Source organism: Nocardia vinacea NBRC 16497, assembly GCF_000308835.1.
Taxonomy (GTDB): Bacteria; Actinomycetota; Actinomycetes; order Mycobacteriales; family Mycobacteriaceae; genus Nocardia; species Nocardia vinacea.
The window spans coordinates 31,897-54,632 of sequence record NZ_BAGN01000202.1; the positions used below are offsets into that span (position 1 = coordinate 31,897).

Sequence of the window (22,736 nt, forward strand, 5' to 3'; positions counted from 1 at the left end):
AAACCCGACGCCCGCGCCTATCAGTCGTAGGTCGTCAGCTGTGGGTCCCAGTCCGCACTGAGCCGATGCTGCAGCCACTCCCGCAGGGCGGGGCCGTATTCGTCTCGTTCCAAAGCGAAATCGACCGCAGCACGAAGATAACCGCCCGGGTTGCCCAAATCGTGGCGCGACCCACGGTGGACCACCACATGGACCGGATGGCCCTCCTCGATGAGCAGTGCGATCGCGTCGGTGAGTTGTAGCTCGCCGCCGGTGCCCGGTTCGATCCGGCGCAGCGCGTCGAAGATGGCGCGGTCCAACAGGTATCGGCCCGCGGCCGCATAGGTCGACGGCGCGTCCGCGAGCGCGGGCTTCTCCACCATCCCGTTGACCCGCAGCACATTCGGGTTCACCGCATCGGGCACCGGCGCGACGTCGAAGACACCGTAGGCGCTGACCTGTTCCTTGGGAACGTCGATGGCGCACAACACAGTTCCGCCGCGCTTGCGCCGGACCCGGCTCATCACATCGAGCACGCCACACGGCAGCACCAGGTCGTCGGGCAGCAGTACGGCGATGGCGTCCTCGTCGTCATCGAGGGCGCTCTCGGCCTGAGCGACGGCGTGGCCGAGGCCGAGCGGCTCGTCCTGGACCACCGAGGTGACATCCAGCAGCGCGGGCGCCTTGCGCACCTTCTCCAACAGGTGGAACTTGCCGCGCTCGGCGAGCGTGCCTTCCAGCACCAAGTCCTCTACGAAGTGTGCGACCACACCGTCTTTACCCGGCGAGGTCACGATGACCAGCCGCTCCGCACCGGAATCGGCGGCTTCCGTCGCGACCAGTTCGATGCCAGGAGTGTCCACCACCGGCAGCAACTCTTTGGGCACGGTCTTGGTCGCGGGCAGGAACCGCGTCCCGAGTCCGGCCGCGGGCACGACGGCCGTGCGGAAACACGACACGACCGCGCCATTCGCGGATTGTCCGGCCTTTGCTGTCATACGCCTACCCTATCCATCCGTCACCGGCCCGAAGCGGCCATCACGCCGACTCGGGTCCCGGTGAGCTTAAGGTGATCACCGTGGAGATGCCCGGCAAGCGCGACAAACATGCCTGGCGGGCGGAAATAGGTGCTCGACGGGCCGCGATGACCAGCGCCGACCAGGAAGACGAGGCGCGTGAGCTAGCCCACAGTGTCGCCGAACTGGACGTCCCCGAATGGGTGTGCGCGTATGTGCCGGTGCGCGGTGAACCCGGATCGACGGCGATGCTGACGGCTCTGCGAGCGGCAGGCGCCCGGGTGCTGCTGCCGGTCACCGGACCGCCGGGACCGTTGCAATGGGCCGAGTTCACCGGCGTCGATGACCTGCGGCGCGCCAGATTCGGACTGCTGGAACCCGTTGGCGAGGTGCTCGCCGATGCGATCGCATTGGCGGAGCTGATCCTGGTCCCCGCGCTGGCAGTGGATCGCCGCGGTGTTCGGCTCGGCCGCGGCGCCGGGTACTACGACCGGACGCTGCCCGCGGCCCGGCCGACGGCGCGGCTGATCGCGGTGGTCCGCGATGACGAACTGCTCGACCGGCTCCCCGAGGAACCGCACGATCTGCGCATGGGCTGGGCCCTCACACCGCACGGCGGACTGCATCGATTGGGTGGCGCTGAGGATGCGGAATGAAATGCCGATTAGCGGTGTTGGCACTGTCGGCTGTAGAGTGCCAGATTGACGAACCATGCGGAGGATCCAGTGCCAACTTATTCATATGCGTGCACCCAGTGTGACAACCGCTTCGACATCGTTCAGTCCTTCACCGATGAGGCGCTGAGCGTCTGCTCGGAGTGCTCGGGCAAGCTGCGCAAACTCTTCAACTCGGTCGGCATCGTGTTCAAGGGCAGCGGTTTCTACCGCACCGACAGCCGCGGTGGCTCCTCGACCGCCAGCGAGCCCGCGAAGTCGGACAGCGGTGCCGGCAGCTCCGCGTCGGGTTCGGATTCCGGTTCTGCCAGCAGCTCCAGCACAACCAGCACGGCCGTCGCCAGCTGAGTTTCCCCTGGTAGAAGCAGCCCTGTGGGAGTTATCCCCAGGGCTGTCGTTATCCACAGGGCACGCCTTTCTCGGGCGAGTCGCAGTGCCGGTGACCATACGCTCCGAGCATGGCTCCCCTGGGCATCATTCCGTCCGGCAAGACCCGATCCTTCGCCGATCTCGGTCGCGGCGACTCGCTGCGCTCGGCGATCTGGAATAGACCGCCCTGGGTGAACGCGCTACTCGCCCGCCGGCTGCTGGCGGCGGCACTCACCGCACTCGCGATCGTCCTTTTCCTGCGCGGCGATCCCGGCAGCGCACGCACCGAGGTCGTGGTCGCCGGACGCGATCTACCGCCGGGCCATCTGCTCGATGCGACCGATCTACGTTCGACACCTCTGGAATCCGGCACACTGCCCGCGGGCGCGGTCGCCGATATCGCCGTCCTGGTCGGCGCGACACTGACCGGCGGGATGCGCACCGGCGAGGTATTCACCGATCTGCGCATCGTCGGACCGCGACTTGCGGCGGTCGCCACCGGCGCGGGCGATGCCCGCATCGTGCCCATCCGGCTGGCCGATTCCGCGGTCGCGGAGATTCTGCGGGCGGGTGACCGGGTGGATGTCATCGGGGCCGAGGAACAGAGCGGTCCCGGTACCCGGCCGGCCCGGCTGCTCGCAATCGACGCCGCGGTCGTACTGGTATCCGGCCCCGGTGACCGGCGCGGCGCGCCCGAGCGCGTGGTACTGGTCGCGATGGACGCCGAACACGCCACCGCGGTTGCCGCCGCCTCGCTGCGCACCGCGCTTACCGTAGTTTTTCATTGACCAGAATTCGCCGAGAATTTGCCATCAAGGTCAACTAGCATCGGTCGATACGGCAGCCCGAACCGCCGAGCACAACGAGTCAGCTCCCACCCGAAGAGGAGATATCGGCAATGCTCAAGGGTTTCAAGGATTTCCTACTCCGCGGAAACGTTGTTGACCTGGCAGTAGCCGTGGTGATCGGTACCGCGTTCGTCGCGGTCGTCACCGCGTTCACCAATGGCATCATCAACCCGATTCTCGCCGTCTTCGGCGAACGGGATGACCTCGGCCTCGGTTTCCAGTTGATTGCCGATAGACCGGCAACCTTCGTACAGGTGGGTCCGCTCATCACCGCGGCCATCAACTTCGTGGTCATCGCGGCGGTGCTGTACTTCGTGCTGGTGCTGCCCGCACTGCACGCGAAGAAGCGGTTCGGCACCACCCCGGACACCAAACTCAGCGATTCCGAGGTGCTGATCCAGATCCGCGACCTGCTCTCCGACAGCCAGCGCAGCGCGGGCGGACGTCACGAATTTTGAATCGAATTCCCTGCCCGACAAAAGAAACAGGAATTCGGCGGCGCCACAATCGCATACGGTAATTCACTGCGCCACAAGGCAAACGGGCCCGTCGCACACGCGACGGGCCCGTTCACATATTCGAGCGAAAGACTCAGCCGAGACTGAACGGCTGCCCCCACAACGTCGTCCAGGTGATGACGTTGTCGGTCTCCACCTCGACGCTGACGAAGGCACGCGCCTGCGCGTAGCCACCACAGCCGCTGAGACCGATGGTCTCGTCGGCCCAGGTGACCGAGCCGCTGCCGCCCTTGAACTTATTGCGCTTCTTGTGCGCCTCATTGCCGAAGTCGTCGGCCTGCTCGAGATCGAGCACATAGAACGACTGCGCCTGGCCGGGGCCGAGACTTAGATTGGCGCCGCTGGTGGCGCCAACACTCGGCTTGACGTTCTGACTGTCGCTCCAGTCCAGACTACCGGTGACGCCGCCGTCGGCACCGCCGCCGTCGATATTCACTTGGCAGGCAACGACATAACCCGGGAAGATCGCGCCGTTCCAGCCATCGGTCACATCGACCTGCGCGCTACCGGACACCCACGCATTGCGGTGCACGGGTGTTGCGCCCATGGACGGATTGATATTGGCCGATTCGCCGACCAGCCGAATGGTGAGAACCGTTCCGTCGGAAAGCGTTTTGACGATTTGACCGCCCGGCAGCGGAATGAAGGTGTCGGCATTCGCCGCACCGGTGGACAACAGGCCGAGTGCCAGCGCGGCGGCACCGCCGAGCCCGGCGACGCGCGCCACAAACTTACGATCGATCATGATTGGTACTACCCCTAGCGATTGAGTTCGATGAATTCGATTCGGCGAGTAGAGATTCGACAGATCCCACCGCGGTCAGCCGATGCTGAACGGCGCTCCGTACAGGGTGACCTTGGAGTAGTTGTCGCCGATGATCTCGACAACGGTGTAGGCACGCGCCTGGGCGTAGCCCGCGCAGCCCTGGATCTCGATCTCCGCATCCTGATACTCGACCGAGTAGCGACCCGGCTTCAGAATGTCCTTGTAATCGATTTGAACGAACTTGACATCGCCCGGGCCGAGATTGAGGCCGATCGACCCACCGAGCGAACCGCCCGAGAGGTTGATGCCGCCGGAAACCCCGGCCGAGATCGCGTTATCGGCGATGCTGACCTGGCAGCCGACGATATAGCCGGTGCTCAGCTGCGATGCGCCGTGCGTCGAGGAGTTATTGGTACCCGGCGCCCCGGAGGCGCCGTTATTCGGGCCGATGGTGCCCTCGGGAGTGATGGACACATCGGCAATGGCGTTACCCGAGACCCACACGACTCGGCCCGCGCCATTGGCGGCCAAAGATGGTGAAATCAAGGCGTGTTCACCCGTCCGGCTGACGGTCACACCCGGGCCCAGCTTCTGGCCGTCCGGCAACGGCACAAAAACATCGGCGTTGGCAGCGCCGGTCGAAAGCAGGCCCATCCCAGCAGCGGCGGCGACAACGGCACCCGCGATGCGGACACCTCGACGCAGACCGCTGGTGCGGTTCTTGCTCATACTTCCCCTCATCGGATTCTAGCGGTCGTCCTCGGGGTACCGAGGCCGAAAACCCTTTCATGCGGACACCGCTCGCTGGAAAGACATTGGCCAGCAAGCAGTTTGCCGACAATCTCGTCTGTGGACGATCTTGGGTGCGCACAATATTAGTGGTTTCCGCCGAATTCCTGTGAGATTTCGCACATGTTACCGCTCGATCCGCTACGATCTGCGAATTTGGCTGGGTACCAGCGGGTTTCACAACGAAAACGGGCCCGTCGCGAATGCGACGAGCCCGCTTACGTTTTCAGGGTTCGATGATGCCCCTGTCGATCAGCCGAGGCTGAACGGCTGGCCCCACAGCGTGGTCCAGGTGATGACGTTGTCGGTCTCCACCTCGACGCTGATGAAGGCACGCGCCTGCGCGTAGCCACCACAGCCGGTCAGACCGATGGTCTCATCGGCCCAGGTGACCGAGCCACTGCCGTTCTTGAACTTGTTGCGCTTCTTGTGCGCCTCGTTGCCGAAGTCGTCGGCCTGCTCGAGGTCGAGCACGTAGAACGACTGCGACTGGCCGGGGCCCAGGGTGAGGTTGGCACCGCTGGTCGCGCCGACACTACCGGTGACGGTGTCACCGCTCCAGTCCGCGCTGCCGTCGACACCACCGGTGGCACCGCCACCGGAGATGTTCACCTGGCAGCCGACGGTGTAGCCCGGGAAGATCGAGCCGCCGCCGTCACCGGACACGGAGACCTGGGCGCTACCGGACACCCACGCGTTGCGGTGCAGCGGGGTCGAGCCCATGGACGGGTTGATGTTGGCGGATTCGCCGGTCAGGCTGATGGTGACGACAGTGCCGTCGGACAGCGTCTTGGTAATCGAGCCACCCGGCAGCGGCACGAAGGTATCGGCGTTCGCGGCGCCGGTGGAGAACAGGCCAAGAGCGACAGTGGCAGCGGCGCCGACACCGGCCACCCGTGCCACGTTCTTACGGTTGATCATGCTATTAATCCCTCGAGGGTTGAATCGCTTGAGCGAGAAGAATATTCGTGGATTGACCGACGTCAGCCGATGCTGAACGGCTGCCCGTAGAGGGTGGTCTTCGAGTAGTGGTCACCGATGATCTCGACGACGGTGTAGGCACGCGCCTGGGCGTAGCCCGCGCAGCCCTGGATCTCGATCTCGGCATCCTGGTACTCGACCGAGTAGCGACCCGGCTTCAGAATGTCCTTGTAGTCGATCTGCACGAACTTGACCTCGCCGGGGCCGAGGTTGAGGCCGATCGAACCGCCGAGCGAACCGCCCGAGAGGTTGATGCCGCCGGAAACACCGGCCGAGATGGCGTCGCTGGCGATGCTGACCTGGCAGCCGACGATGTAGCCGGTGCTCAGCTGCGATGCGCCGTGGGTGGAGGAGTTGTTGGTACCAGGGGCGCCGGAGGCACCGTTGTTCGGGCCGACCGTACCTTCCGGCGTCACATTCACATCGGCAACGGCGTTGCCCGAAACCCAGACCACACGGCCGGCACCGTTGGCCGCCAACGAAGGCGAAATCAGGGCGTGCTCACCAGTACGGGTGAGCGTCACATCGGGTCCGTTCTTCTGGCCGTCCGGCAACGGCACGAAGGTATCGGCATTGGCAGCACCGGTCGAAAGCAGGCCCATGGCCACGGCCGCGGCAGCGCCGACGCCCGCGATCCGGGCACCGCGGCGCAGACCGTTGGTGCGGTTCTCGCTCATACTTCCCCTCATCAGGTTCTAACAGTCAACCTCGACCATCGAGGCTGGACGTTGGTCCTCTCAGGCCCAGCTCAGTTTGTGCCCCGATTGTTGCCGATATGTAACCGGCTGTTATTTCGGCGCAACGGTCAGTGCTGGCATCGGAACCGAGCCGGGTTCCGCCGAGTCGACAAACGTACGTGCCGCACCCGGGCCCGCGAGGTCCAGCAGCGTGGGTGGCTCGTGGCGAGATTAAACCGACCAGTAACGGTCTGGCAACGTAAGTTTTCGTTAAGATCAATGTGATCTAGATCACAGGGTCTCAAATGCTCATATTGCTTGACGTGCATAAACAGGAAATAAGCGCCACCCGAACACCCTCAAAAGGTGGCCGCAGTCGCAACGATGCCGATGGTAACTACGGGACAGCACCGTACTTGAAGCTCTAGCAAACTTCAGCGTGAGGAATTCGCAATGGATGAAGGCGCAATCGCGAACGATGGTACGTGGCTGGACCGTAGATGAGTCACGAGCCGTGATGGGGTGGCACCTGCGACCTGAGCCAGTCGTCGGATAACGATTCGGTCTCGTCGCCGCGCTCGTCACCGGTTGTCTCCGGGAGGACCTCACCGAAAATTTTTGCCAGACGCGCCGCGTCCCTCGCCCGGCGTGTCGCCGGACGAGGGTCGTCGGAAGAGTCGGCGGCGGTAATTTATTCCGCCAATCCGGACAGCTCGCCGATCACTCGGCTGGCGAGCGGACCGAGGGTTGCCATGCCGTCGCGGACCGCGGCCCGGCTGCCCGGCAGGTTTACCACCAATGTGCTGCCGGAGATTCCGGCCAGACCGCGCGAGAGACCGGCGTCGAGCGAACCGGCTACGCGACCGGAGGAACGCAGCGCCTCGCTGATCCCCGGCAGTTCCCGGTCGAGCACCTGCGAGGTGGCCTCCGGCGTGACATCGCGCGGGGACATACCGGTGCCGCCGACGGAGATGACCAGGTCGACACCGCCGATCACCGCGGTGTTGAGCGCATTGCGGATCTCCACCTCATCGGCCTGCACCGATACCGAAGCGTCCACCAGGAAACCCGCCTCGGTGAGCAGCTCGGTGACCAGCGGCCCGAGCGAATCCACACCTCCATGCGCCGTTCGATCGTCGACGACCACCACCAGAGCACGCCCCGCGACAGGAGCATCGATTTCCATGTTGGTAACCGTAGCGTCCAGATCGACGAGGTGGGCGTCGGCTCCCGGTCGTGCCGACAATCCGCCCGGCAGGACCCGCATCATCGGCCACCGTCCGCGGCCGCACCGGAGAGCGTCACCTCGACTGTCTTGGGGTTGTTGCCTTGTTCATCGGTGTAGGTGACCTTCACCTTGTCTCCTGGCTGATGGGAACGGACGGCGGCGATGAGCGCGTCGCCCGAGTCGATGGTGCGGCTGTCCACCTTCGTGATGATGGAACCGGCCGGAATGCCCGCCTTGGCGGCCGGGCCGTCCGCGGTCGCCTCGAGCACCCGTGCGGCGGCGTCCTGCGGGCGCAGCTTGATGCCGATCTGGGCGTAGGTGGCGTGACCGGTCTTGATGAGTTCGCCGGCGACCCGGCGGGCCTGATCGACCGGGATGGCGAAGCCGAGGCCGATGGAACCACTCTGCTGACCGGTCGCCTCGCTGCCGCCGAGGCTGGCGATGGCGGTATTGATGCCGATGAGCTTGCCGTTGGCATCGACCAGGGCGCCGCCGGAGTTGCCCGGGTTGATCGCGGCGTCGGTCTGGATCGCGTCGATGACCGGTTGCACCTGGCTCGGGGTGCCCTCACCGTTGGTGGAGACCGGACGGTTGAGTGCCGAGACGATGCCCGTGGTCACCGTGCCCGCCAGCCCGAGCGGCGAGCCGATGGCGATGACCGGCTGGCCGACCGCGAGATCCGACGAGCTGCCCAGTTCGATCGGGGTCAGTCCGTCCTTGCCCTGCACCTTGATCACGGCCAGATCGGAGACCGGATCGGCGCCGACCAGCGTGGCCGGTGCGGTGGTGCCGTCGGCAAAGGCGACCTCCATTTTGGCGTTGGCGCCACCTCCGGAGGCGACATGGTTATTGGTGAGGATCAGACCGTCGGAGGACAACACCACACCGGAGCCCTCGCCCTGTGCGCGATTGCTGGCGACCTTGATCATCACCACGCTCGGCAGCACCTTCTGCGCCACCGCCTGGGTGGAGCCGGCCGGTGCGTTGGCGACATTGCTGACATTGGGCTTGGGCGCTTCCAGGGCATTGGTCACCGTGGCGTGGCCGTTATCGGAGCGGGTGACCAGCGAGCCGACCGCGCCACCGACACCACCGCTGACGAGTGCGAGCGCGACCGCGCCGACGACGAGACCGGTGCGGACCGGGCGGCGTGCGGGTTCGGGCTGCGGCTCGGCGGCGAATACGGCGCCGGGATACGGCCCGCCGGGTGGGGTGGGCGGGGCATAGGACGCCTGGGCATATTCCTGGCCCGCCTCGGGACCCGGGAATTGCCGAGAATATTCCGGACCCGCTTCGGGACCGGGGAATTGCTGAGTCGGGTTGGGCGGCATGCGTTGCTGCCGTTGCTGCCAGATCGTTGGACGCGGTGTCGGTGCCTGAGGCCCGTATCCGGATTGCGCGTAGGTCTGGCCCGGTGGTGCGACCGGGATCTCCTGGGTCGGATGCGGACCGGGCGCGGCGTCGGCGTTATCCGGCTGCGGCGTCAAGCCTTCCTTGGAATCCTCGGTCATTTTTCTCCTTACGTCTTCGACCAGCTTGGCGACGACGACTGAGAGCGGACTGAGACGCTGCTTTCAGTTTTCCGAGTATTGCGGACGGACCGGGTACGGCCCGCCACCACCTTAGTCTCGAACGGCGTCAATCGGTTACGGAGTCGACCACGCCGTCGAGCATGCTCGCGGCACCCGGTAGCACGATCCGGATCAAGGCGCCGCCGCGCTCGGAGGTCTCGATGGTGATCGTGCCGCCGTGCTTGGTCACCACCTGTTTGACGATCGCCAGGCCGAGCCCCGAGCCCGGCATGGACCGCGACGCCGTGGTCCGATAGAAACGGTCGAACACCAGCTCGCGCTCGGGGGCGGGGATACCCGGTCCGGCGTCGTCGACATCGAGCTCGAGCAAGCCGCGACCGGTTTCCCGCATGGTGACCTTCACTTGCACGCCCGCCGGACTCCACTTCGCGGCATTGTCGAGGACATTCAGAATCGCCCGCTCCAGGCCCGCCTCATGGCCGTATACGAACCAGGGCTGCAGCTGCGCGGCGAACTCGATGGAACCGCGGCGGCGGCGGGCCCGCTCGAGCGCGCGCTCGGCCACCTCGCCGAGATCCACTCGCTCGTAAACGGTTTCGGGTGCGTCCTCCCGGGCCAGATCCACGAGATCGCCGACCAGGGTCGACAATTCCTCGATCTGAGCCATCACATCCGCGCGCAGCTCGGCCATGTCCTGTTCCGGAATCTGCGGTGCGCCAGGGCGGCTGGAGGCGATCAGCAATTCCATATTGGTGCGCAGCGAAGTCAGCGGCGTGCGCAATTCATGTCCGGCGTCGGCGACCAATCGACGTTGCCTACCGCGCGATTCGGCGAGTGCGCGCAACATTGTGTTGAAGCTCTCTGTGAGCCTTGCGAGTTCATCGTCACCCGTTACCGGAATCGGCGTCAGATCATCGGTGCGGGCGACCCGTTCGGTCGCCGCGGTGAGCCTTCCGATCGGGCGCAGCCCGGTGCGACCGACCGCGGTACCCGCTGCCGCTGCCAGCACCACACCACAACCGCCCACGACGAACAGCAACCAAGCGAGCCTGTCCAGTACCTCGCGGGTCGGTTGCAGCCGTTGCGAGATGACCAGCGTCGCGCCGGAATGCGTCGGCATGGCGAGCACCCGCTGATTACTCACGGTGCGCAGTGACGAGGGCAGCTCACCGTTCGCGACCGCGAGTTCCTGGGTACCGACCGGCGGAATCGTTTGCTGTGGCGGCATATACGCCTTGTCTTTCGCGTATATCAACGCCACTCCGACATCATTGGAGTACAGGCCGGCCAGCACGATCGACTGGAAACCCAAACTGTCGAAATTATTGTTGATCATGGTGTTCGCGCGCGCCTCGAGCTGTGCGTCCACATCGGCGTTCAGTGCGCGGGCCACCATGGCATAGGCGGCGATAGAGGTGACGGCCACGGCGATGGCGACCACCGAGGCGGCGAGCAGGGTGACCCGCCAGCGCAGGGAGACCGACCTGGTCAGGGGCATGGGCGGGCGCATATCCGGCGGTTCCGAGGGATATGCGCCGAGCGCGGCGACCACTTGTCGCTTGGGATTGGTTCTGGCCATGGCGTGTCGACTCGCCTACGGGGGTGTTTCGCGCAGCACGTAGCCGACACCGCGCACGGTGTGGATGAGCCGGGTCTCGCCCTCTGCCTCGGTCTTGCGGCGCAGGTAGCCGATATAGACCTCGAGCGCATTTCCGGAGGTCGGGAAGTCGTAGCCCCAGACCTCCTCGAGAATGCGGCTGCGGGTCAGCACCCGGCGCGGATTGGCCATCAGCATTTCCAGCAGCGAGAACTCGGTACGGGTCAGGCTGATCGAGCGGTCGCCTCGCGTCACCTCGCGGGTCACCGGATCCAGCGACAGATCAGCGAACGTCATGGTCTCGGAAACCTCGCCGGAATCGGTGGCCCGGCGGCGCAACAACGCGCGCAATCGGGCCAGCAATTCCTCTAGCGCGAATGGTTTCGGCAAATAGTCATCGGCTCCGGCATCGAGTCCGGCTACCCGTTCGGAAACCGAATCCCGCGCCGTCAAAACCAGAATCGGCAGATCGTCTCCGGTGCTGCGCAAGCGTCGGCAAACTTCGAGCCCATCCATCCGGGGCATCATCACATCGAGCACGAGTGCGTCCGGTCGCTGCACGGTTGCTTTCTCCAGTGCGTCCACACCGTCGACCGCGAGATCGACGGTGTAGCCGTTGAAGGTCAGTGACCGGCGCAGCGATTCCCGGACGGCACGATCGTCGTCGACCACCAGAATGCGCATGCCCCCAGTTTGACCGCATCGACTGAGAGTCGACTGAGAGGGCGCTGCCCGACACGCCGCGCCAGCATCGATGCCGCCCACTAGGGGCTGGACGAGCGACCAGCAGGTTTGTGATCACGTACAGATCTCGACGGAAACGGGCAACCGTTTTGGGCGACGAAACCCGTTCTGAGTAGCCATATTCGAGTGAATTACAGAGTGACTGCCCCAGATTGCCGTTAGTCACTCTGCGCGGTATGTTCCCTGCGGTAAAAAGAAGACCTCTAGTTGGTTCTCAGCGGGTTGAATCAAAACCGAACAGCCACGCGCCATCCGGGGGCACACGTGCAAGCTCGTGAAGCGGAGGCAACGGAAGCGGATGGAAGCTGCACCGCGGTCCTGGCAATTCAGTCTGTCCAACTGGTCGGTCACTCGCAAGGTTGGCATCGTGCTGGTCCTGCCCGTGCTGCTGGCCACCGTCTTCGCCGTGCTCCGCATCAACAACGAACTGCGCACCATGTCCCAGTTGGATGCGGCGACCGAACAGGTCATCATCATTCGCCCGATCGTCAAGTTCGGAACGGCCACCGAACAACTCGCGGTCGCGGCGACCGCCTCCTGGGGTAACACCGCGGATCCGGCGACGGACGCGGCATTGACGAAATTCGATCAGGCGCTCGCCGATCTCGAGGCCGGAATGCGCACCACCAAGGTGAGCACCCGGGTCACCTCCGAATTGGCCTCGGCCGTCGCCACCGGCACCACGATGCGCAATAGCCTGCGCAACGGATCGCCGATGATGGTCGGTGAACAGGCCGATGAGATCGCGGTTCGCATCGGCAACGCGTATGCGCTCTCGCCCTCGGTCGAGGACCTCGTCATCCAGCGCTACTTCCTGCAGATCGGCGCGATCCAGAACGCCCGGCGGGTACTCACCCAGCAGCGCATGATGATCGGCTCCCCCGAAGCCGGCCGCAATCCGAGCGTGCGCGCGAAGGTGCTCACCTCCGCCGGTGCCGAGATGACCATGGTCAATACCTACGGCATCATCCTTCCGGACAATGCGCCGAATATGCGGCCACTGCTGGACGCGGTCGGCATCCGCCTCGGCGCATTCAGTCAGAACGGTGGGGATCCGACATCGAATCCGGCCGTCCTGGATTCACTACAGGTCAGCTCGGACACCTACGAGAAGACGACCAATTCCCTCGCCGACACCATCGATAGGGCGCTGGCGCATCGGACCACCGAGGCGCAGACCGGTGCGCTGCGCGAGACCACGATCGTCATCGGCATGCTGCTTGCCGGTCTTGCGCTGGCCCTCGCCGTCGCGCGCACGCTGGTCGTGCCGGTGCGCAGGCTCCGCCGCGACGCGCTCGAGGTCGCGCACGTCAAGCTGCCCGACGAACTCGCGGTTGTGCGCAGCGGTGGCGCCACCCCGGAGATCACCCCGGTCGGCGTGCACACCACCGACGAGGTCGGCCAGCTGGCCCGCGCCGTCGACGAAATCCACGAGCAGGCGCTGAATCTCGCCGCCGATCAGGCCCGACTGCGACTGCAGATCGGGAATATGTTCGAAACCCTTTCCCGCCGTAGTCAATCCCTCGTCGAACAGCAGTTGTCGCTGATCGAGGATCTCGAACACGACGAGGACAATGCCGAGCGGCTGCAAAGCCTGTTCCGCCTCGACCACCTCGCCACCCGCATGCGCCGCAACGGCGACAACCTGCTGGTGCTCGCCGGTACCGCGCTACGCCGCGGTCAACTACACCCGGTGCCGCTATCGGACATGCTCTGGAGTGCTGTCTCCCAGGTGGAGGACTACCAGCGGGTCGAAATCGGCGCGGTTCCCGACGGCATCGTCGCCGGTGAGCCCGCTGTCGATATCGAACATCTGCTGGCCGAACTGATCGATAACGCGCTGCGCTACTCCCCGCCGACCACACCGGTCGCGGTGATGGTGGCGCGCGCGGTCGACGGCGGCTACCTGATCGAGATCACCGACCGCGGCCTCGGCATGTCACTCGAGGATCTGCAGCTCACCAACGACCGGCTGGCCTCCGGTGGTGAGGTGACCGTCGAAACCGCCCGCCGCATGGGCCTTTTCGTCGTCGGCCGCCTCGCCAAGCGGCACACCATCACGGTGAGCCTGCGCCGCACCTCCACCATGGCGCAGCAGCCCGGCATCACCGCGAGCGTGCACCTGCCCGGCGCACTGGTCGCGCCGCCGCTCGATGCGACCGATCCGAACCAGCGGGCCATCGAAGCGCAGGCCATGGCCGCGTTGCCCGCTACCTCTCAACAACAGCCGCCGCGCACGCTGGTGCCGGTGCCGAGCCTGCCACAGCGTGAACCGTCGCGGTTCGCGGTCACCAGTTCCGGTCTGCCACAACGTCGTCCGACCATGCGCGTCGCCGACGCTCCTGAGATACCCGGCGATGATCACACCGAAACCTCGGTCGACGTATTCGCGGAGAACCCGAGCAGCCGCCGCGGCGAGGACGACCGGTCCCGCATCGCGCCGTTCGGGCCGCCGACCCCGACGGATGAGCCTGCCACCGGACCGAATTCGGTCATCGACGTGGAACCGCAGGTGCCCCTCGGCGCAGTCACCGATCTGTGGGCCGAACAGCCCGACGAACCGGTGGACACCGGATCGAACCCGATAGTCTCCCGCGAGCCCGCCGAGCCGCATCCGACCGCCGTCCTGCGGCCGCCGCTGCCGACCAGAAGGCCCGGCGCCGCAACGGAACCCGAGCCGACCTCGACCCGACTACAGCCGGTCTCGGCCGACGCCGCAACCAATACCTCGACCCGACTACAGCCCGTGCAGGGCGAATCGCCCACCCCGATCTATCAGCGGATGGTCTCGGAGTGGTTGGTCGAACCTGCGACGGCGCAACCATCGCCCTCGGCATGGACCTCCCCCGCCGACGCGGGCTGGACGGCCGCCGAGCAGGCCAGCCATCCGACCGCCGAGGCGCGCACCGTCGGCGGACTGCCGATCCGCAGGCCCGGAGCGCAATTGGTGCCCGGCGGCCTCGCACCGGTGGAGGAACCAGGCGTACGCGATCCGGAGGAGATCCGGAACAACTTGACCAGGCATCTCAGTGGGGTCCGCAGCGGGCGGGCCGAAGCGCAGTACAACGACGGAGGGCTTGTATGACCAACCCGAACAGCACCACGGACGAGAACCTCAACTGGCTGGTTGCCCGCTTCACCAAGGATGTGCCCGGAGTGTCGCACGCGGTGCTGGTGACGGCGGACGGTCTGCTGCAGGCGACCAGCCCGAATCTACCCGCGGACCGCGCCGAACAGCTTTCCGCGGTCACCGCGGGTCTGGCCAGCCTCGCCACCGGAGCGGCATCGCTGTTCGACGGCGGCAAGGTGATGCAGTCGATCGTGGAGATGCAGCGCGGCTACCTGTTGGTGATGAGCGTCGGCAACGGGTCGCACCTGGCCGTGCTCGCCAACAAGTCGCACGACATCGGTCGGATCGGCTACGAAATGGCCCTGCTCGTCGACCGTGTGGGCACGGTGGTCACGGCCACCGCCCGGACAGCCGTCTGATCCAACGATGTCGAGTCCATTCGGCCACGGACCGAACCGGCCGACCACCCGCGTCAGACCGTATGCCCTGACCTCCGGGCGTACCGAACCCGCGGTCGACCTACCGCTCGAAGCGGTTATCGAAACCCTGTCGTACACTGCGCATCTCGACTGGCCGGCGGGCGATCTGCGCACCGAGATCCTGCGGCTGGGCACGCACCGGCTGTCGGTCGCCGAGATCGCCGCCCACCTGGATCGACCGCTCGGCATGGTCCGGGTCATGGTCGGTGACCTCGTCGTCGACGGCGCGCTGCGCGTGCATTCGACACTGACCGACGAGGCGAGCTTCGACGAGCGCCGTTCCCTTATGGAGAGGACTTTGCGTGGACTCCGTGCCCTATAGGCAAGGCGGAAATTACGGGCAGCCCGGCAACTCCGGATCCGGCAACGCCGGATCCGCCGAGGCCGACACTCGCGTCGCCTCGACCAAGATCGTGGTCGCGGGCGGCTTCGGCGCGGGCAAGACGACCTTCGTCGGCGCGGTATCGGAGATCGTTCCCCTACGCACCGAGGCCATGGTGACCCGCTTTTCCGACGGTATCGACGATCTCGCCGATACCCCGGATAAGGAAACCACCACGGTCGCCATGGATTTCGGCCGCATCATCCTGCCGGGCAACCTGGTGCTGTACCTGTTCGGCACGCCCGGCCAGCGCCGCTTCTGGTTCATGTGGGACGACCTGATCCGCGGCGCCATCGGCGCGGTGGTGCTCATCGACACCCGACGGCTCGAAGACAGTTTCGCCGCCGTCGACTTCTTCGAGGCGCGCAAGCTGCCGTTCCTGATCGCGGTCAACCGCTTCCCGGACGCGCCCCGCTTCCCGATCGCCGAACTGCGCGAGGCGCTTTCGGTGCGTGAAGGGGTGCCCATCGTGGATATCGACGCGCGCAATGCCATGGAGGTCCGCCAGGCGCTGGCGGCCGTCACCGAATACGCGATCGCCCAACTGAAGGCGCTCGAATTGGAAGGAACCGCTCGACATGCATGACGTCCGGTTGTTCGCTGCGGCGGACAACGGCGCAGTGGTGGACCAGTTCTCGATGGGGTACTGGGTCGCCGCACTCTCCTTCGGTGTTTCGGTGCTCGGCGCCGTGGTCGGGCTGGCCTGCGTACTACACGCGGCGCGATCGTCGCGGTTCCGGTTGGTGTGGGTGACCTCGGCCGCGGTGGCGCTCGGCGGCGTCGGGGCCTGGCTGTCGACCTCGGTCGCGCTGCTCGGCCTCGATATTTCGGGTACCGCCGCGCGCTTCGACGGCGGCAAGATGATCACGGCCATGGTGACCTCGTTCGTCGCGGTATTCGTCGCGCTGATCATCATCGGCCGTCGGCTGCAACTGGCCCGGCTCATCCCGGGCGGACTGGTCATGGGATTCGGCATCGGCCTCACCCTGTATCTGGGGCTCGGATCCATCCGCATCCAGGGTTCGATCGATATCTCCCCGTGGCTCGCGGCGGTGGCGATGGCGGTCGCGGTGCTCACCGGTGTTGGCACGCTGTGGTCGTTCCAGGCGCTGCACGGTCTGCTCGCGCGAGCGGCCACGGTGCTGCTATTCGCCGTCGGTGTGGCGGGCATGTATTACGCCGGGGTCGCGGCCGTCGACCCGAACATCGATACCACCGCGAAGGCACCGGACGGACTCACGCTGTTCGAATTCGTCTTCCCGATGTTCGTCATCGGATCGCTCGCGCTGACGGTCCCGATCAGCGCGGTGCTCATCGCACCGGACCGACGCGAGACGGCGGCGGCGCTCGAGGCCAAGCGCCGGTCCGAGCTGCGGCCGGACCGGCTCCGGTCCGAGCTCCAGTCGGTGCGCTGAGCCGACTGGAGCTCGCTGCCGATCGGATCCGAGGAGGGTCAGGCCTTGGGTGCCGGCATCGCCCCGACGGTCTTGCTCGGATCGATGATGCCGATCGCCTCGCCCTGCGGACCGGCGATGACAGCCGAGCGTCCAGCGGGTGAATCCGCGATCGCCTGCAGCACCCGGCCGCCCAATTCCGTTGTCTTGGCGACACCGGCGTCCACATCGTCGTGCTGGAACCACACCAGCCAATACGACGGCATACCGTCGGCGGGCTTATTGGACTCGTCGGCTATGCCACCGACGCCCTCGGTTCTGGACGGCGGGGTGAACACCACGTACTCGGCGTCGCCGAAGTCGAATTCGGTGTAGCTGAAGCCGAATACGTCGCCATAGAACTTCTTGGCCGCCTCGATATCGCGGGTGTGCAGTTCGTTCCAGCCGTAGGCGCCGTGCTCGTTGTAGACGGCCGCGCCGTTGTGTCCCGTCGCCTGCCATACCGCGAAGACCGCGCCGACCGGATCGGTCGCGACGAACATCCGGCCGAACTCCATGACATCGAAGGTCGGCACGATCAGCTCACCGCCCGCCTGCTGCACCTTCGCCGCGGTGGCGTCGGCATCGGTGACCGCGAAGTAGGTGGTCCAGACCGATGGCGTGCCCGGCATCGACGGCGGTTTCGGACCGATTCCAGCCACCGGCGCGCCGGCTTTCAATGCCATCGGATAGCCGCCCGAATCCGGGCCGCCGTCCTGGATCTCCCAGCCGAACAAACCCTCGTAGAACTGCGCGGCCTTACCCGGATCCTCGACCTGACAGTCGATCCAGGCCGGTGTTCCCTCCGGCCATGCCTCGTTGCGTATGGGCATCGGTCATCTCCGTTTCCAGTGAATAGGCACCTCCACGGACCTGGTCAACCACCGGGCGCCGACAGTTTCGGTGGGTTCGGCAATGCCGCCGATTTCGGCCCACGACACCCCCTACAGTGAGAGATATGCGTTTGGGGCTGGACTACGCAGCGGGCCGTCCCGGCGGCGCGGCAATTCGAGCGGCCGGTTTCGATTTCGTCGTGCGCTACCTCTCCGAGGGTGGTCCGACCCTGCCCGGCAAACAGTTGACCCCGGCCGAGGCCGACGATCTGCGGGCGAATGGCATCTCCATCGTGTCGAACTGGGAGACCACCGCGGCCAGGATGCTGGACGGCTACAACGCCGGAATCGTCGATGCCCGTGCGGGTTTGGCGCAGGTTCTGCGCTGTGGCGGTCGGTCGGATCGGCCGATCTACTTCTCCGGGGATTTCGACTCGACACCGCAGGATCAGGTGGCGATCAACGCCTATCTCGAAGGTGCGGCCACCGTGCTCGGGGCCGCGAATGTTGGTATCTACGGCGGGTTCTGGTCGATCAGCCGGGCGTTGGACGCGGACGCCGCGGCCTGGTCGTGGCAGACCGACGCCTGGTCGGGTGCCAATGTGGAGACCAGGCGCAATATCCATCAGACATTGCGGCAGGTGGTCGTCGGGGGCGTGCTCTGCGATGTAAACGAAGCCGAGACAATCGATTTCGGTCAGTGGGACTTCGTACAGGAGGAACCGGACGTGACGCCGGAACAAGAGGCAGTGCTGCGCGATATCCAGATCCAGCTGCGTGGTCCGGAGCTGTCCGGTTGGCCGCAACTCGGCACCGATGCGGAGGGCCGCTATCGCACGCTGGTGGACGGTGTGGCGGCGGCGCTGCAGCGGATCAAGGAGCTGGAGGACGAATCTGCCGATTTGCGTACGCAAGTCGGCGAATTGCGTACGGAGATCAGCGAACTCGAAGCCACCACCGCGGATCTGGTGGAAGAGGTGAAGCGGTTGGACGGGCCGCATTGGCCGTGGCCGCTCTCATTGATCGAGGGTCCGGCCGACTTCCTGGGCGAACAATTGGCTCGACTGGAGTCCCTGTTGCCGGACTTGCCAGGTCTGGCCGGTGGCCGGGAAGTGGGGAAATCGGCAGAGAGGCCGGAAGTTTGGCGATGAGCGGGTTCCCGGAGATCCGGTGAACCGGGGTTCCGAGAACCCGCCCTCCCGGATGAGGGTACCGGCGCGAGAGCACGAAATCATCACTGCACCAGGACTTTTACGGATACGAAAAACCAACTCACAGTACGTAATTGACCGATGAGCTACCACATCGCAATCGCGGAACTGAAAAATTGCCACGTAACACGATCCACTTGGATAGCTATCCGATTGCCACATTCTCGAATGGTTCCGATCCGAGACCGACATCGAGTCATTCCGGTCGACCGACCATCGACCCTGCGCGTTCCATCCCACGCCAGCAGCGCACGAGTTATCGTCAGCTTGCACATACCGGTTCGTACGAAGGAGTTCGCATGACCGTAAACGTGGTGCTCGACAAGGCTCTCGACAAGGAATTCGAGAACAAGTCGCTGAAGGACATCCTCTCCGCCCCGCCGTCGGCGCTGGCGGGCCTCACCCCGGCGCACGACAAGCAGCTGCTGGAGGCTCTGAAAATCAAGACCATCGCCGACCTCGGCAACAACAAGTTCTTCCAGCTCGCCGCCACCTTGGTGCAACTCGCCGAAAAGGAGGGCTGAGCGCCCCCTCGGCAGTACACGGCGGCCCGGCAGAACCATCTGCCGGGCCGCCGTTCGTTCGAGCGCGGATCAGATCCGTTCCGGATCGATGAGCCCGCGCCGCACCGCCCGCACCAACCGACGCGGCACCTTGTGCACGACCCCACCGACACTGACCGGCACCAGGTCCGGTGGGGTCGCCTTCCACTGCGAGCGGCGGCTGCGCGTATTAGACCGCGACATCCTGCGCTTGGGCACCGCCATATCAGCCCTCCCCTCGTGAAGGCTGGGACGCGGCCCGCGGTCGCTTGCCGTATTTGCGCTCGAACTTCTCCACCCGGCCCTGGGTATCCAGCACGCGGTGCGCGCCGGTCCAGAACGGGTGCGAATCGGAGGTGACGTCCACGACCAGCAGCGGGTAGGTATTGCCGTCTTCCCACTCGACAGTGCGTGCGCTGGCGGCAGTGGACCGGGTCAGGAACCGCTTTCCGGTACTCGAATCCTCGAACACCACGGGGTGGTAATCCGGATGGCTTGTGACTCTTTTTCGGCAAGTCTTCATTTCGCTTCTCCTCCAGGGCTTTTCGCCTGACCGTCGATCGGCAGGCCGGTCGGTTCGCCCGACTCGCAGGGGTCGGCATGCCATTCGCCGAAGGGGTCCTCCCACTGCGCGACCCGCTCGGGTGCGCGTTCCACCAGTCGCAGTTCGTCGTCCTCGACCAGCGCCCAGTGCAGGGCCTGCCGGATCTCGGCCGGGTCCGCGTCATGGGCCAGGATGACCAGCGAAATATCGCGGTCACCGAACTGCTCGTCCCAGCGCAGCGCGGCCATGGCCCGGCGCATGGGGTCGGCCTGTTCCAGCTCGCTCGGACTCATCGCGGCCAGCCACGGTCCCGCGCCGCCGACGCGCAATCCGCCGCCCGCCGATTCCAGCCACACCACCTCGTTCGGTTGGGTGGCCAGCCACATCCGTCCGCGTGCGGTCACGACGCCGTCGAACAGCACATCGAGGGCTTCGTGCAGGCGGGCCGGATGGAACGGGCGGCTCGCGGCGAATTCGACCAGGGCGACACCGTATTCGGCGCCGAGCGGCGGCTGGCCGCGCAATAGCGGCGCATGGGCATCGAAGACGCGGCCGCGTCGCGAATGGGCCGGGATGCGCGCGAGCAATCCCTCGATATCGGCCGAGTCGAGCAGATCGATATCGTCGATCCAGGCCACCGGCGCTTCGGGCACGAGCCGGGACAGCACCGCGGCGAGTCGCACCCGATCGATGGGATCGCCGGTACTGCCGTGTGCCACAACGGCATCCGCGAAGTCGACCTGGCCGACCGCCACCTGGGCCACGGTCCGGTCGTCGTCGGCGGTCGCCAGTCCGCGCTCGGCGAGGGTGTCCTCGCCGGTGGCATCGGCCATCCAGGTCCGCGCGTCCACACAGGTGAGTACGGCCTCGACCCGCACGTCACGGCCGGCCGGGCCGTCGACCCGGCCCACCACTCCGGTGACGGCGATATTCTCGATCGCCTGGCATACCGCTTCCGCCTCGAAGGCCGGATCCAGTTCCAGCACAATGCGATCCACCGATTCACGGGCGGCGAGCGCGCACAGCAGCGGCAGCAGATCGATGCGCAGGGTGCAGGACACGCAGCCGTGCGCCAACTCCAGCACGGTCGAGGTCTCCTGCTCGCCGATGCGCACCGTGCGATGCACGATGCCCTCGCCGAGTCCGCTCAGGTCGTGGCGGATGGTGACGGTGCCCGGTGTCTCGCGCAGCGCGGCGGCCAGTCGTGCCACACCCGCCGCGGCCGCTCCGGCGCATCCGGCGAGCACCACGACGGGCGTTCTCCGGTCGGACTGCCTCCCGGGTGGGAGTAGGGCGGGTTCCACGCAGCACCCCTTTCGATAACGATTTTCATTTGCTGTCAGGCAACGGTACATTGTCGAACAGCCGTTGTCGAAAATGATTGTCAAATACTGGAAGGAGTCCGCATGTCGGCCCACTGCCAGGTCACCGGGCGCAAGCCGGGATTCGGCAAGTCCGTATCGCACTCGCACAAACGGACGAGCCGGCGCTGGAATCCCAATATCCAGCGCAAGACCTACTACCTGCCCAGCGAGGACCGGCGCATCACGCTGAACGTCTCCGCCAAGGGCATCAAGACCATCGACCGGGACGGGATCGAGGCGGTCGTCGCCCGGATCCGCGGGAGCGAAGCGAAGCGGTCAAAAGGACACAGCCGAGCCCGCGGCGACAAGATCTGACAGGAGCATCATGGCCTCGAAATCGACCGAGATCCGGCCGATCATCAAGCTGAAATCCACTGCGGGAACGGGATATACGTACGTCACGCGGAAGAACAGGCGCAACGATCCGGACCGCATGGTGTTGCGCAAATACGATCCGGTGGTGCGCAGGCACGTCGACTTCCGCGAGGAGCGCTGATGGCCAAGAAGTCGAAGATCGCCCGCAATGAGCAGCGCAAGGAGATCGTCGCCCGCCATGCGGTGCGGCGCGCTGAGCTCAAGGAACTGATCCGTAAGCCGACCACCTCCGAGGAAGACCGCGCGGCGGCACAGTCGGCGCTACAGCGGCTGCCCCGCGATGCCAGTCCGGTACGATTGCGCAATCGGGACGCCGCGGACGGACGACCGCGCGGTCATCTCCGGAAGTTCGGACTCTCCCGCGTACGCGTACGCGAGATGGCCCATCGGGGTGAGCTCCCCGGTGTGCACAAATCGAGCTGGTAGACAACCACTGATCTCGAGAAGGAACCCGTCACATGGCAGTCAAGCGAGCACCCTCGAAGAAGGTTCGCGCCGAGCAGGCCCGTCGCCCGAAGAAGAACCCGCTGATCGCGGCGGGCGTCGAGACGGTCGATTACAAGGACGTCAACCTGCTGCGCACCTTCATCTCCGACCGCGGCAAGATCCGCAGCCGCCGGGTCACCGGGCTCACCCCGCAGCAGCAGCGCCAGGTCGCCGTCGCGGTGAAGAACGCCCGCGAGATGGCACTTCTGCCGTTCACCAGCCGGTAGACCCCGACGTGGAAGGGCCCCGAAGCTGAAACAGCCTCGGGGCCCTTCGTCGTCAGCACGTCACGGGGATTG

The 22,736-nt window shown here is 65.7% G+C and carries 29 protein-coding genes; 15 read left to right on the forward strand and 14 right to left on the reverse strand.

Annotated elements, in window-relative coordinates:
- Positions 1 to 20: 20 nt before the first annotated feature.
- Positions 21 to 977 carry a UTP--glucose-1-phosphate uridylyltransferase gene (locus ON44_RS28180; protein ID WP_040695413.1) on the reverse strand — a complete coding sequence of 319 codons (957 nt, stop codon included), beginning with the start codon at positions 975 to 977 and terminating at the stop codon, positions 21 to 23.
- Positions 978 to 1,063: 86 nt separating this feature from the next.
- Between ON44_RS28180 and ON44_RS28185 the strand changes: the two genes are divergently transcribed.
- The 4 genes from ON44_RS28185 to mscL all read left to right on the forward strand — a co-directional run bounded on the left by ON44_RS28185 (position 1,064) and on the right by mscL (position 3,344).
- Complete coding sequence (locus tag ON44_RS28185; RefSeq protein ID WP_040695536.1) at positions 1,064 to 1,651, forward strand: 5-formyltetrahydrofolate cyclo-ligase; 588 nt, start codon at positions 1,064 to 1,066, stop codon at positions 1,649 to 1,651.
- Between the two features lie 69 nt (positions 1,652 to 1,720).
- Positions 1,721 to 2,017 (forward strand): FmdB family zinc ribbon protein, encoded by a 297-nt coding sequence (locus ON44_RS28190; protein ID WP_040695414.1) that lies wholly within the window; start codon positions 1,721 to 1,723, stop codon positions 2,015 to 2,017.
- A 110-nt stretch (positions 2,018 to 2,127) separates the two neighbouring features.
- Entirely contained in the window at positions 2,128 to 2,826 is a 699-nt protein-coding gene (locus ON44_RS28195) for an SAF domain-containing protein (RefSeq protein ID WP_051182538.1), read from the forward strand.
- 110 nt (positions 2,827 to 2,936) lie between these two features.
- Complete coding sequence (gene mscL / locus ON44_RS28200; protein ID WP_040695416.1) at positions 2,937 to 3,344, forward strand: large conductance mechanosensitive channel protein MscL; 408 nt, start codon at positions 2,937 to 2,939, stop codon at positions 3,342 to 3,344.
- Positions 3,345 to 3,477: 133 nt separating this feature from the next.
- Here the strand turns inward: mscL and ON44_RS28205 are convergent, their stop codons facing one another.
- From ON44_RS28205 to ON44_RS28240, 9 genes are all read right to left on the reverse strand, one after another.
- Positions 3,478 to 4,149, reverse strand: coding sequence for an MspA family porin (locus tag ON44_RS28205; protein ID WP_040695417.1), 672 nt, complete (start codon positions 4,147 to 4,149; stop codon positions 3,478 to 3,480).
- Positions 4,150 to 4,224: 75 nt separating this feature from the next.
- Entirely contained in the window at positions 4,225 to 4,899 is a 675-nt protein-coding gene (locus ON44_RS28210; RefSeq protein ID WP_040695419.1) for an MspA family porin, read from the reverse strand.
- A gap of 312 nt (positions 4,900 to 5,211) precedes the next feature.
- Positions 5,212 to 5,880 carry an MspA family porin gene (locus ON44_RS28215; RefSeq protein WP_040695420.1) on the reverse strand — a complete coding sequence of 223 codons (669 nt, stop codon included), beginning with the start codon at positions 5,878 to 5,880 and terminating at the stop codon, positions 5,212 to 5,214.
- A 62-nt stretch (positions 5,881 to 5,942) separates the two neighbouring features.
- Positions 5,943 to 6,617, reverse strand: a complete 675-nt coding sequence (locus tag ON44_RS28220) for an MspA family porin (RefSeq protein WP_040695422.1) — start codon at positions 6,615 to 6,617, stop codon at positions 5,943 to 5,945.
- Positions 6,618 to 7,122: 505 nt separating this feature from the next.
- On the reverse strand, positions 7,123 to 7,308 hold the full coding sequence (locus ON44_RS52830) for a hypothetical protein (RefSeq protein WP_083898204.1): 186 nt from the start codon (positions 7,306 to 7,308) through the stop codon (positions 7,123 to 7,125).
- Positions 7,309 to 7,803: a MogA/MoaB family molybdenum cofactor biosynthesis protein gene (locus ON44_RS28225; protein ID WP_157187336.1), complete on the reverse strand. Its 495-nt coding sequence runs from the start codon at positions 7,801 to 7,803 to the stop codon at positions 7,309 to 7,311.
- 80 nt (positions 7,804 to 7,883) lie between these two features.
- The gene (locus ON44_RS28230; RefSeq protein ID WP_157187337.1) at positions 7,884 to 9,356 is read right to left on the reverse strand and encodes a S1C family serine protease; all 1,473 of its coding nucleotides are present in this window, start codon (positions 9,354 to 9,356) and stop codon (positions 7,884 to 7,886) included.
- A gap of 127 nt (positions 9,357 to 9,483) precedes the next feature.
- A complete protein-coding gene (locus tag ON44_RS28235) occupies positions 9,484 to 10,956 on the reverse strand; it encodes a HAMP domain-containing sensor histidine kinase (RefSeq protein ID WP_051182540.1) in 1,473 nt (490 codons plus the stop codon).
- A gap of 15 nt (positions 10,957 to 10,971) precedes the next feature.
- Entirely contained in the window at positions 10,972 to 11,658 is a 687-nt protein-coding gene (locus ON44_RS28240) for a response regulator transcription factor (protein ID WP_040695423.1), read from the reverse strand.
- A 358-nt stretch (positions 11,659 to 12,016) separates the two neighbouring features.
- Between ON44_RS28240 and ON44_RS28245 the strand changes: the two genes are divergently transcribed.
- The 5 genes from ON44_RS28245 (at position 12,017) to ON44_RS28265 (ending at position 17,064) form a co-directional block, all read left to right on the forward strand.
- Entirely contained in the window at positions 12,017 to 14,803 is a 2,787-nt protein-coding gene (locus ON44_RS28245) for a sensor histidine kinase (RefSeq protein WP_040695424.1), read from the forward strand.
- Entirely contained in the window at positions 14,800 to 15,207 is a 408-nt protein-coding gene (locus tag ON44_RS28250) for a roadblock/LC7 domain-containing protein (protein ID WP_040695425.1), read from the forward strand. The genes ON44_RS28245 and ON44_RS28250 overlap by 4 nt, the downstream gene beginning before the upstream one ends.
- A 7-nt stretch (positions 15,208 to 15,214) precedes the next feature.
- Entirely contained in the window at positions 15,215 to 15,589 is a 375-nt protein-coding gene (locus tag ON44_RS28255) for a DUF742 domain-containing protein (RefSeq protein ID WP_040695427.1), read from the forward strand.
- A gap of 88 nt (positions 15,590 to 15,677) precedes the next feature.
- The gene (locus ON44_RS28260) at positions 15,678 to 16,235 is read left to right on the forward strand and encodes a GTP-binding protein (RefSeq protein WP_040695543.1); all 558 of its coding nucleotides are present in this window, start codon (positions 15,678 to 15,680) and stop codon (positions 16,233 to 16,235) included.
- On the forward strand, positions 16,228 to 17,064 hold the full coding sequence (locus ON44_RS28265; protein ID WP_063721648.1) for an MHYT domain-containing protein: 837 nt from the start codon (positions 16,228 to 16,230) through the stop codon (positions 17,062 to 17,064). Before ON44_RS28260 ends, ON44_RS28265 begins: the two co-directional genes overlap by 8 nt.
- A 38-nt stretch (positions 17,065 to 17,102) precedes the next feature.
- Here the strand turns inward: ON44_RS28265 and ON44_RS28270 are convergent, their stop codons facing one another.
- On the reverse strand, positions 17,103 to 17,915 hold the full coding sequence (locus ON44_RS28270) for a VOC family protein (protein WP_040695429.1): 813 nt from the start codon (positions 17,913 to 17,915) through the stop codon (positions 17,103 to 17,105).
- Between the two features lie 125 nt (positions 17,916 to 18,040).
- On the opposite strand from ON44_RS28270, the gene ON44_RS28275 reads away from it, so the two are divergent.
- Together ON44_RS28275 and ON44_RS28280 are read left to right on the forward strand one after the other, a co-directional pair.
- Positions 18,041 to 19,066: a DUF1906 domain-containing protein gene (locus ON44_RS28275; RefSeq protein ID WP_051182541.1), complete on the forward strand. Its 1,026-nt coding sequence runs from the start codon at positions 18,041 to 18,043 to the stop codon at positions 19,064 to 19,066.
- Positions 19,067 to 19,425: 359 nt separating this feature from the next.
- On the forward strand, positions 19,426 to 19,650 hold the full coding sequence (locus ON44_RS28280; RefSeq protein WP_040695430.1) for a hypothetical protein: 225 nt from the start codon (positions 19,426 to 19,428) through the stop codon (positions 19,648 to 19,650).
- 69 nt (positions 19,651 to 19,719) lie between these two features.
- On the opposite strand, the gene rpmF is transcribed toward ON44_RS28280, so the two are convergent.
- The 3 genes from rpmF to mrf are packed head-to-tail and all read right to left on the reverse strand — an operon-like array spanning position 19,720 to position 21,516.
- On the reverse strand, positions 19,720 to 19,893 hold the full coding sequence (gene rpmF, locus ON44_RS28285) for a 50S ribosomal protein L32 (protein WP_040695431.1): 174 nt from the start codon (positions 19,891 to 19,893) through the stop codon (positions 19,720 to 19,722).
- Position 19,894: 1 nt separating this feature from the next.
- Positions 19,895 to 20,191 (reverse strand): type B 50S ribosomal protein L31, encoded by a 297-nt coding sequence (locus tag ON44_RS28290; RefSeq protein WP_040695433.1) that lies wholly within the window; start codon positions 20,189 to 20,191, stop codon positions 19,895 to 19,897.
- Positions 20,188 to 21,516, reverse strand: coding sequence for a ribosome hibernation factor-recruiting GTPase MRF (gene mrf, locus ON44_RS28295; RefSeq protein ID WP_051182542.1), 1,329 nt, complete (start codon positions 21,514 to 21,516; stop codon positions 20,188 to 20,190). The genes ON44_RS28290 and mrf overlap by 4 nt, the downstream gene beginning before the upstream one ends.
- A 102-nt stretch (positions 21,517 to 21,618) precedes the next feature.
- On the opposite strand from mrf, the gene rpmB reads away from it, so the two are divergent.
- Genes rpmB through rpsR form a run of 4 tightly spaced genes read left to right on the forward strand, consistent with a single transcriptional unit; the run spans position 21,619 to position 22,664 of the window.
- Entirely contained in the window at positions 21,619 to 21,891 is a 273-nt protein-coding gene (rpmB, locus tag ON44_RS28300; protein ID WP_051182543.1) for a 50S ribosomal protein L28, read from the forward strand.
- 10 nt (positions 21,892 to 21,901) lie between these two features.
- A complete protein-coding gene (gene rpmG / locus ON44_RS28305; protein ID WP_040695436.1) occupies positions 21,902 to 22,072 on the forward strand; it encodes a 50S ribosomal protein L33 in 171 nt (56 codons plus the stop codon).
- A complete protein-coding gene (gene rpsN, locus ON44_RS28310) occupies positions 22,072 to 22,377 on the forward strand; it encodes a 30S ribosomal protein S14 (protein WP_040695438.1) in 306 nt (101 codons plus the stop codon). Before rpmG ends, rpsN begins: the two co-directional genes overlap by 1 nt.
- Positions 22,378 to 22,409: 32 nt before the next feature.
- On the forward strand, positions 22,410 to 22,664 hold the full coding sequence (rpsR, locus tag ON44_RS28315) for a 30S ribosomal protein S18 (RefSeq protein WP_040695439.1): 255 nt from the start codon (positions 22,410 to 22,412) through the stop codon (positions 22,662 to 22,664).
- Positions 22,665 to 22,736 lie beyond the last annotated feature (72 nt).

What these genes read in the sequence shown, in the direction of transcription:
- rpmG (WP_040695436.1), top strand. Translation starts at nt 21,902, where the DNA reads ATGGCCTCGAAATCGACCGAGATCCGGCCGATCATCAAGCTGAAATCC.
- ON44_RS28225 (WP_157187336.1), bottom strand. Translation starts at nt 7,803, where the DNA reads ATGGAAATCGATGCTCCTGTCGCGGGGCGTGCTCTGGTGGTGGTCGTC.
- ON44_RS28235 (WP_051182540.1), bottom strand. Translation starts at nt 10,956, where the DNA reads ATGGCCAGAACCAATCCCAAGCGACAAGTGGTCGCCGCGCTCGGCGCA.
- ON44_RS28255 (WP_040695427.1), top strand. Translation starts at nt 15,215, where the DNA reads ATGTCGAGTCCATTCGGCCACGGACCGAACCGGCCGACCACCCGCGTC.
- rpsN (WP_040695438.1), top strand. Translation starts at nt 22,072, where the DNA reads ATGGCCAAGAAGTCGAAGATCGCCCGCAATGAGCAGCGCAAGGAGATC.
- ON44_RS28215 (WP_040695420.1), bottom strand. Translation starts at nt 5,880, where the DNA reads ATGATCAACCGTAAGAACGTGGCACGGGTGGCCGGTGTCGGCGCCGCT.
- ON44_RS28250 (WP_040695425.1), top strand. Translation starts at nt 14,800, where the DNA reads ATGACCAACCCGAACAGCACCACGGACGAGAACCTCAACTGGCTGGTT.
- ON44_RS28210 (WP_040695419.1), bottom strand. Translation starts at nt 4,899, where the DNA reads ATGAGCAAGAACCGCACCAGCGGTCTGCGTCGAGGTGTCCGCATCGCG.
- rpmF (WP_040695431.1), bottom strand. Translation starts at nt 19,893, where the DNA reads ATGGCGGTGCCCAAGCGCAGGATGTCGCGGTCTAATACGCGCAGCCGC.
- ON44_RS28240 (WP_040695423.1), bottom strand. Translation starts at nt 11,658, where the DNA reads ATGCGCATTCTGGTGGTCGACGACGATCGTGCCGTCCGGGAATCGCTG.
- ON44_RS28245 (WP_040695424.1), top strand. Translation starts at nt 12,017, where the DNA reads ATGGAAGCTGCACCGCGGTCCTGGCAATTCAGTCTGTCCAACTGGTCG.
- ON44_RS28230 (WP_157187337.1), bottom strand. Translation starts at nt 9,356, where the DNA reads ATGACCGAGGATTCCAAGGAAGGCTTGACGCCGCAGCCGGATAACGCC.
- rpmB (WP_051182543.1), top strand. Translation starts at nt 21,619, where the DNA reads ATGTCGGCCCACTGCCAGGTCACCGGGCGCAAGCCGGGATTCGGCAAG.
- ON44_RS28290 (WP_040695433.1), bottom strand. Translation starts at nt 20,191, where the DNA reads ATGAAGACTTGCCGAAAAAGAGTCACAAGCCATCCGGATTACCACCCC.
- ON44_RS28270 (WP_040695429.1), bottom strand. Translation starts at nt 17,915, where the DNA reads ATGCCCATACGCAACGAGGCATGGCCGGAGGGAACACCGGCCTGGATC.
- rpsR (WP_040695439.1), top strand. Translation starts at nt 22,410, where the DNA reads ATGGCAGTCAAGCGAGCACCCTCGAAGAAGGTTCGCGCCGAGCAGGCC.
- ON44_RS28205 (WP_040695417.1), bottom strand. Translation starts at nt 4,149, where the DNA reads ATGATCGATCGTAAGTTTGTGGCGCGCGTCGCCGGGCTCGGCGGTGCC.
- mscL (WP_040695416.1), top strand. Translation starts at nt 2,937, where the DNA reads ATGCTCAAGGGTTTCAAGGATTTCCTACTCCGCGGAAACGTTGTTGAC.
- ON44_RS28220 (WP_040695422.1), bottom strand. Translation starts at nt 6,617, where the DNA reads ATGAGCGAGAACCGCACCAACGGTCTGCGCCGCGGTGCCCGGATCGCG.
- ON44_RS28195 (WP_051182538.1), top strand. Translation starts at nt 2,128, where the DNA reads ATGGCTCCCCTGGGCATCATTCCGTCCGGCAAGACCCGATCCTTCGCC.
- ON44_RS28265 (WP_063721648.1), top strand. Translation starts at nt 16,228, where the DNA reads ATGCATGACGTCCGGTTGTTCGCTGCGGCGGACAACGGCGCAGTGGTG.
- ON44_RS28185 (WP_040695536.1), top strand. Translation starts at nt 1,064, where the DNA reads ATGCCCGGCAAGCGCGACAAACATGCCTGGCGGGCGGAAATAGGTGCT.
- ON44_RS28280 (WP_040695430.1), top strand. Translation starts at nt 19,426, where the DNA reads ATGACCGTAAACGTGGTGCTCGACAAGGCTCTCGACAAGGAATTCGAG.
- ON44_RS28180 (WP_040695413.1), bottom strand. Translation starts at nt 977, where the DNA reads ATGACAGCAAAGGCCGGACAATCCGCGAATGGCGCGGTCGTGTCGTGT.
- ON44_RS28275 (WP_051182541.1), top strand. Translation starts at nt 18,041, where the DNA reads ATGCGTTTGGGGCTGGACTACGCAGCGGGCCGTCCCGGCGGCGCGGCA.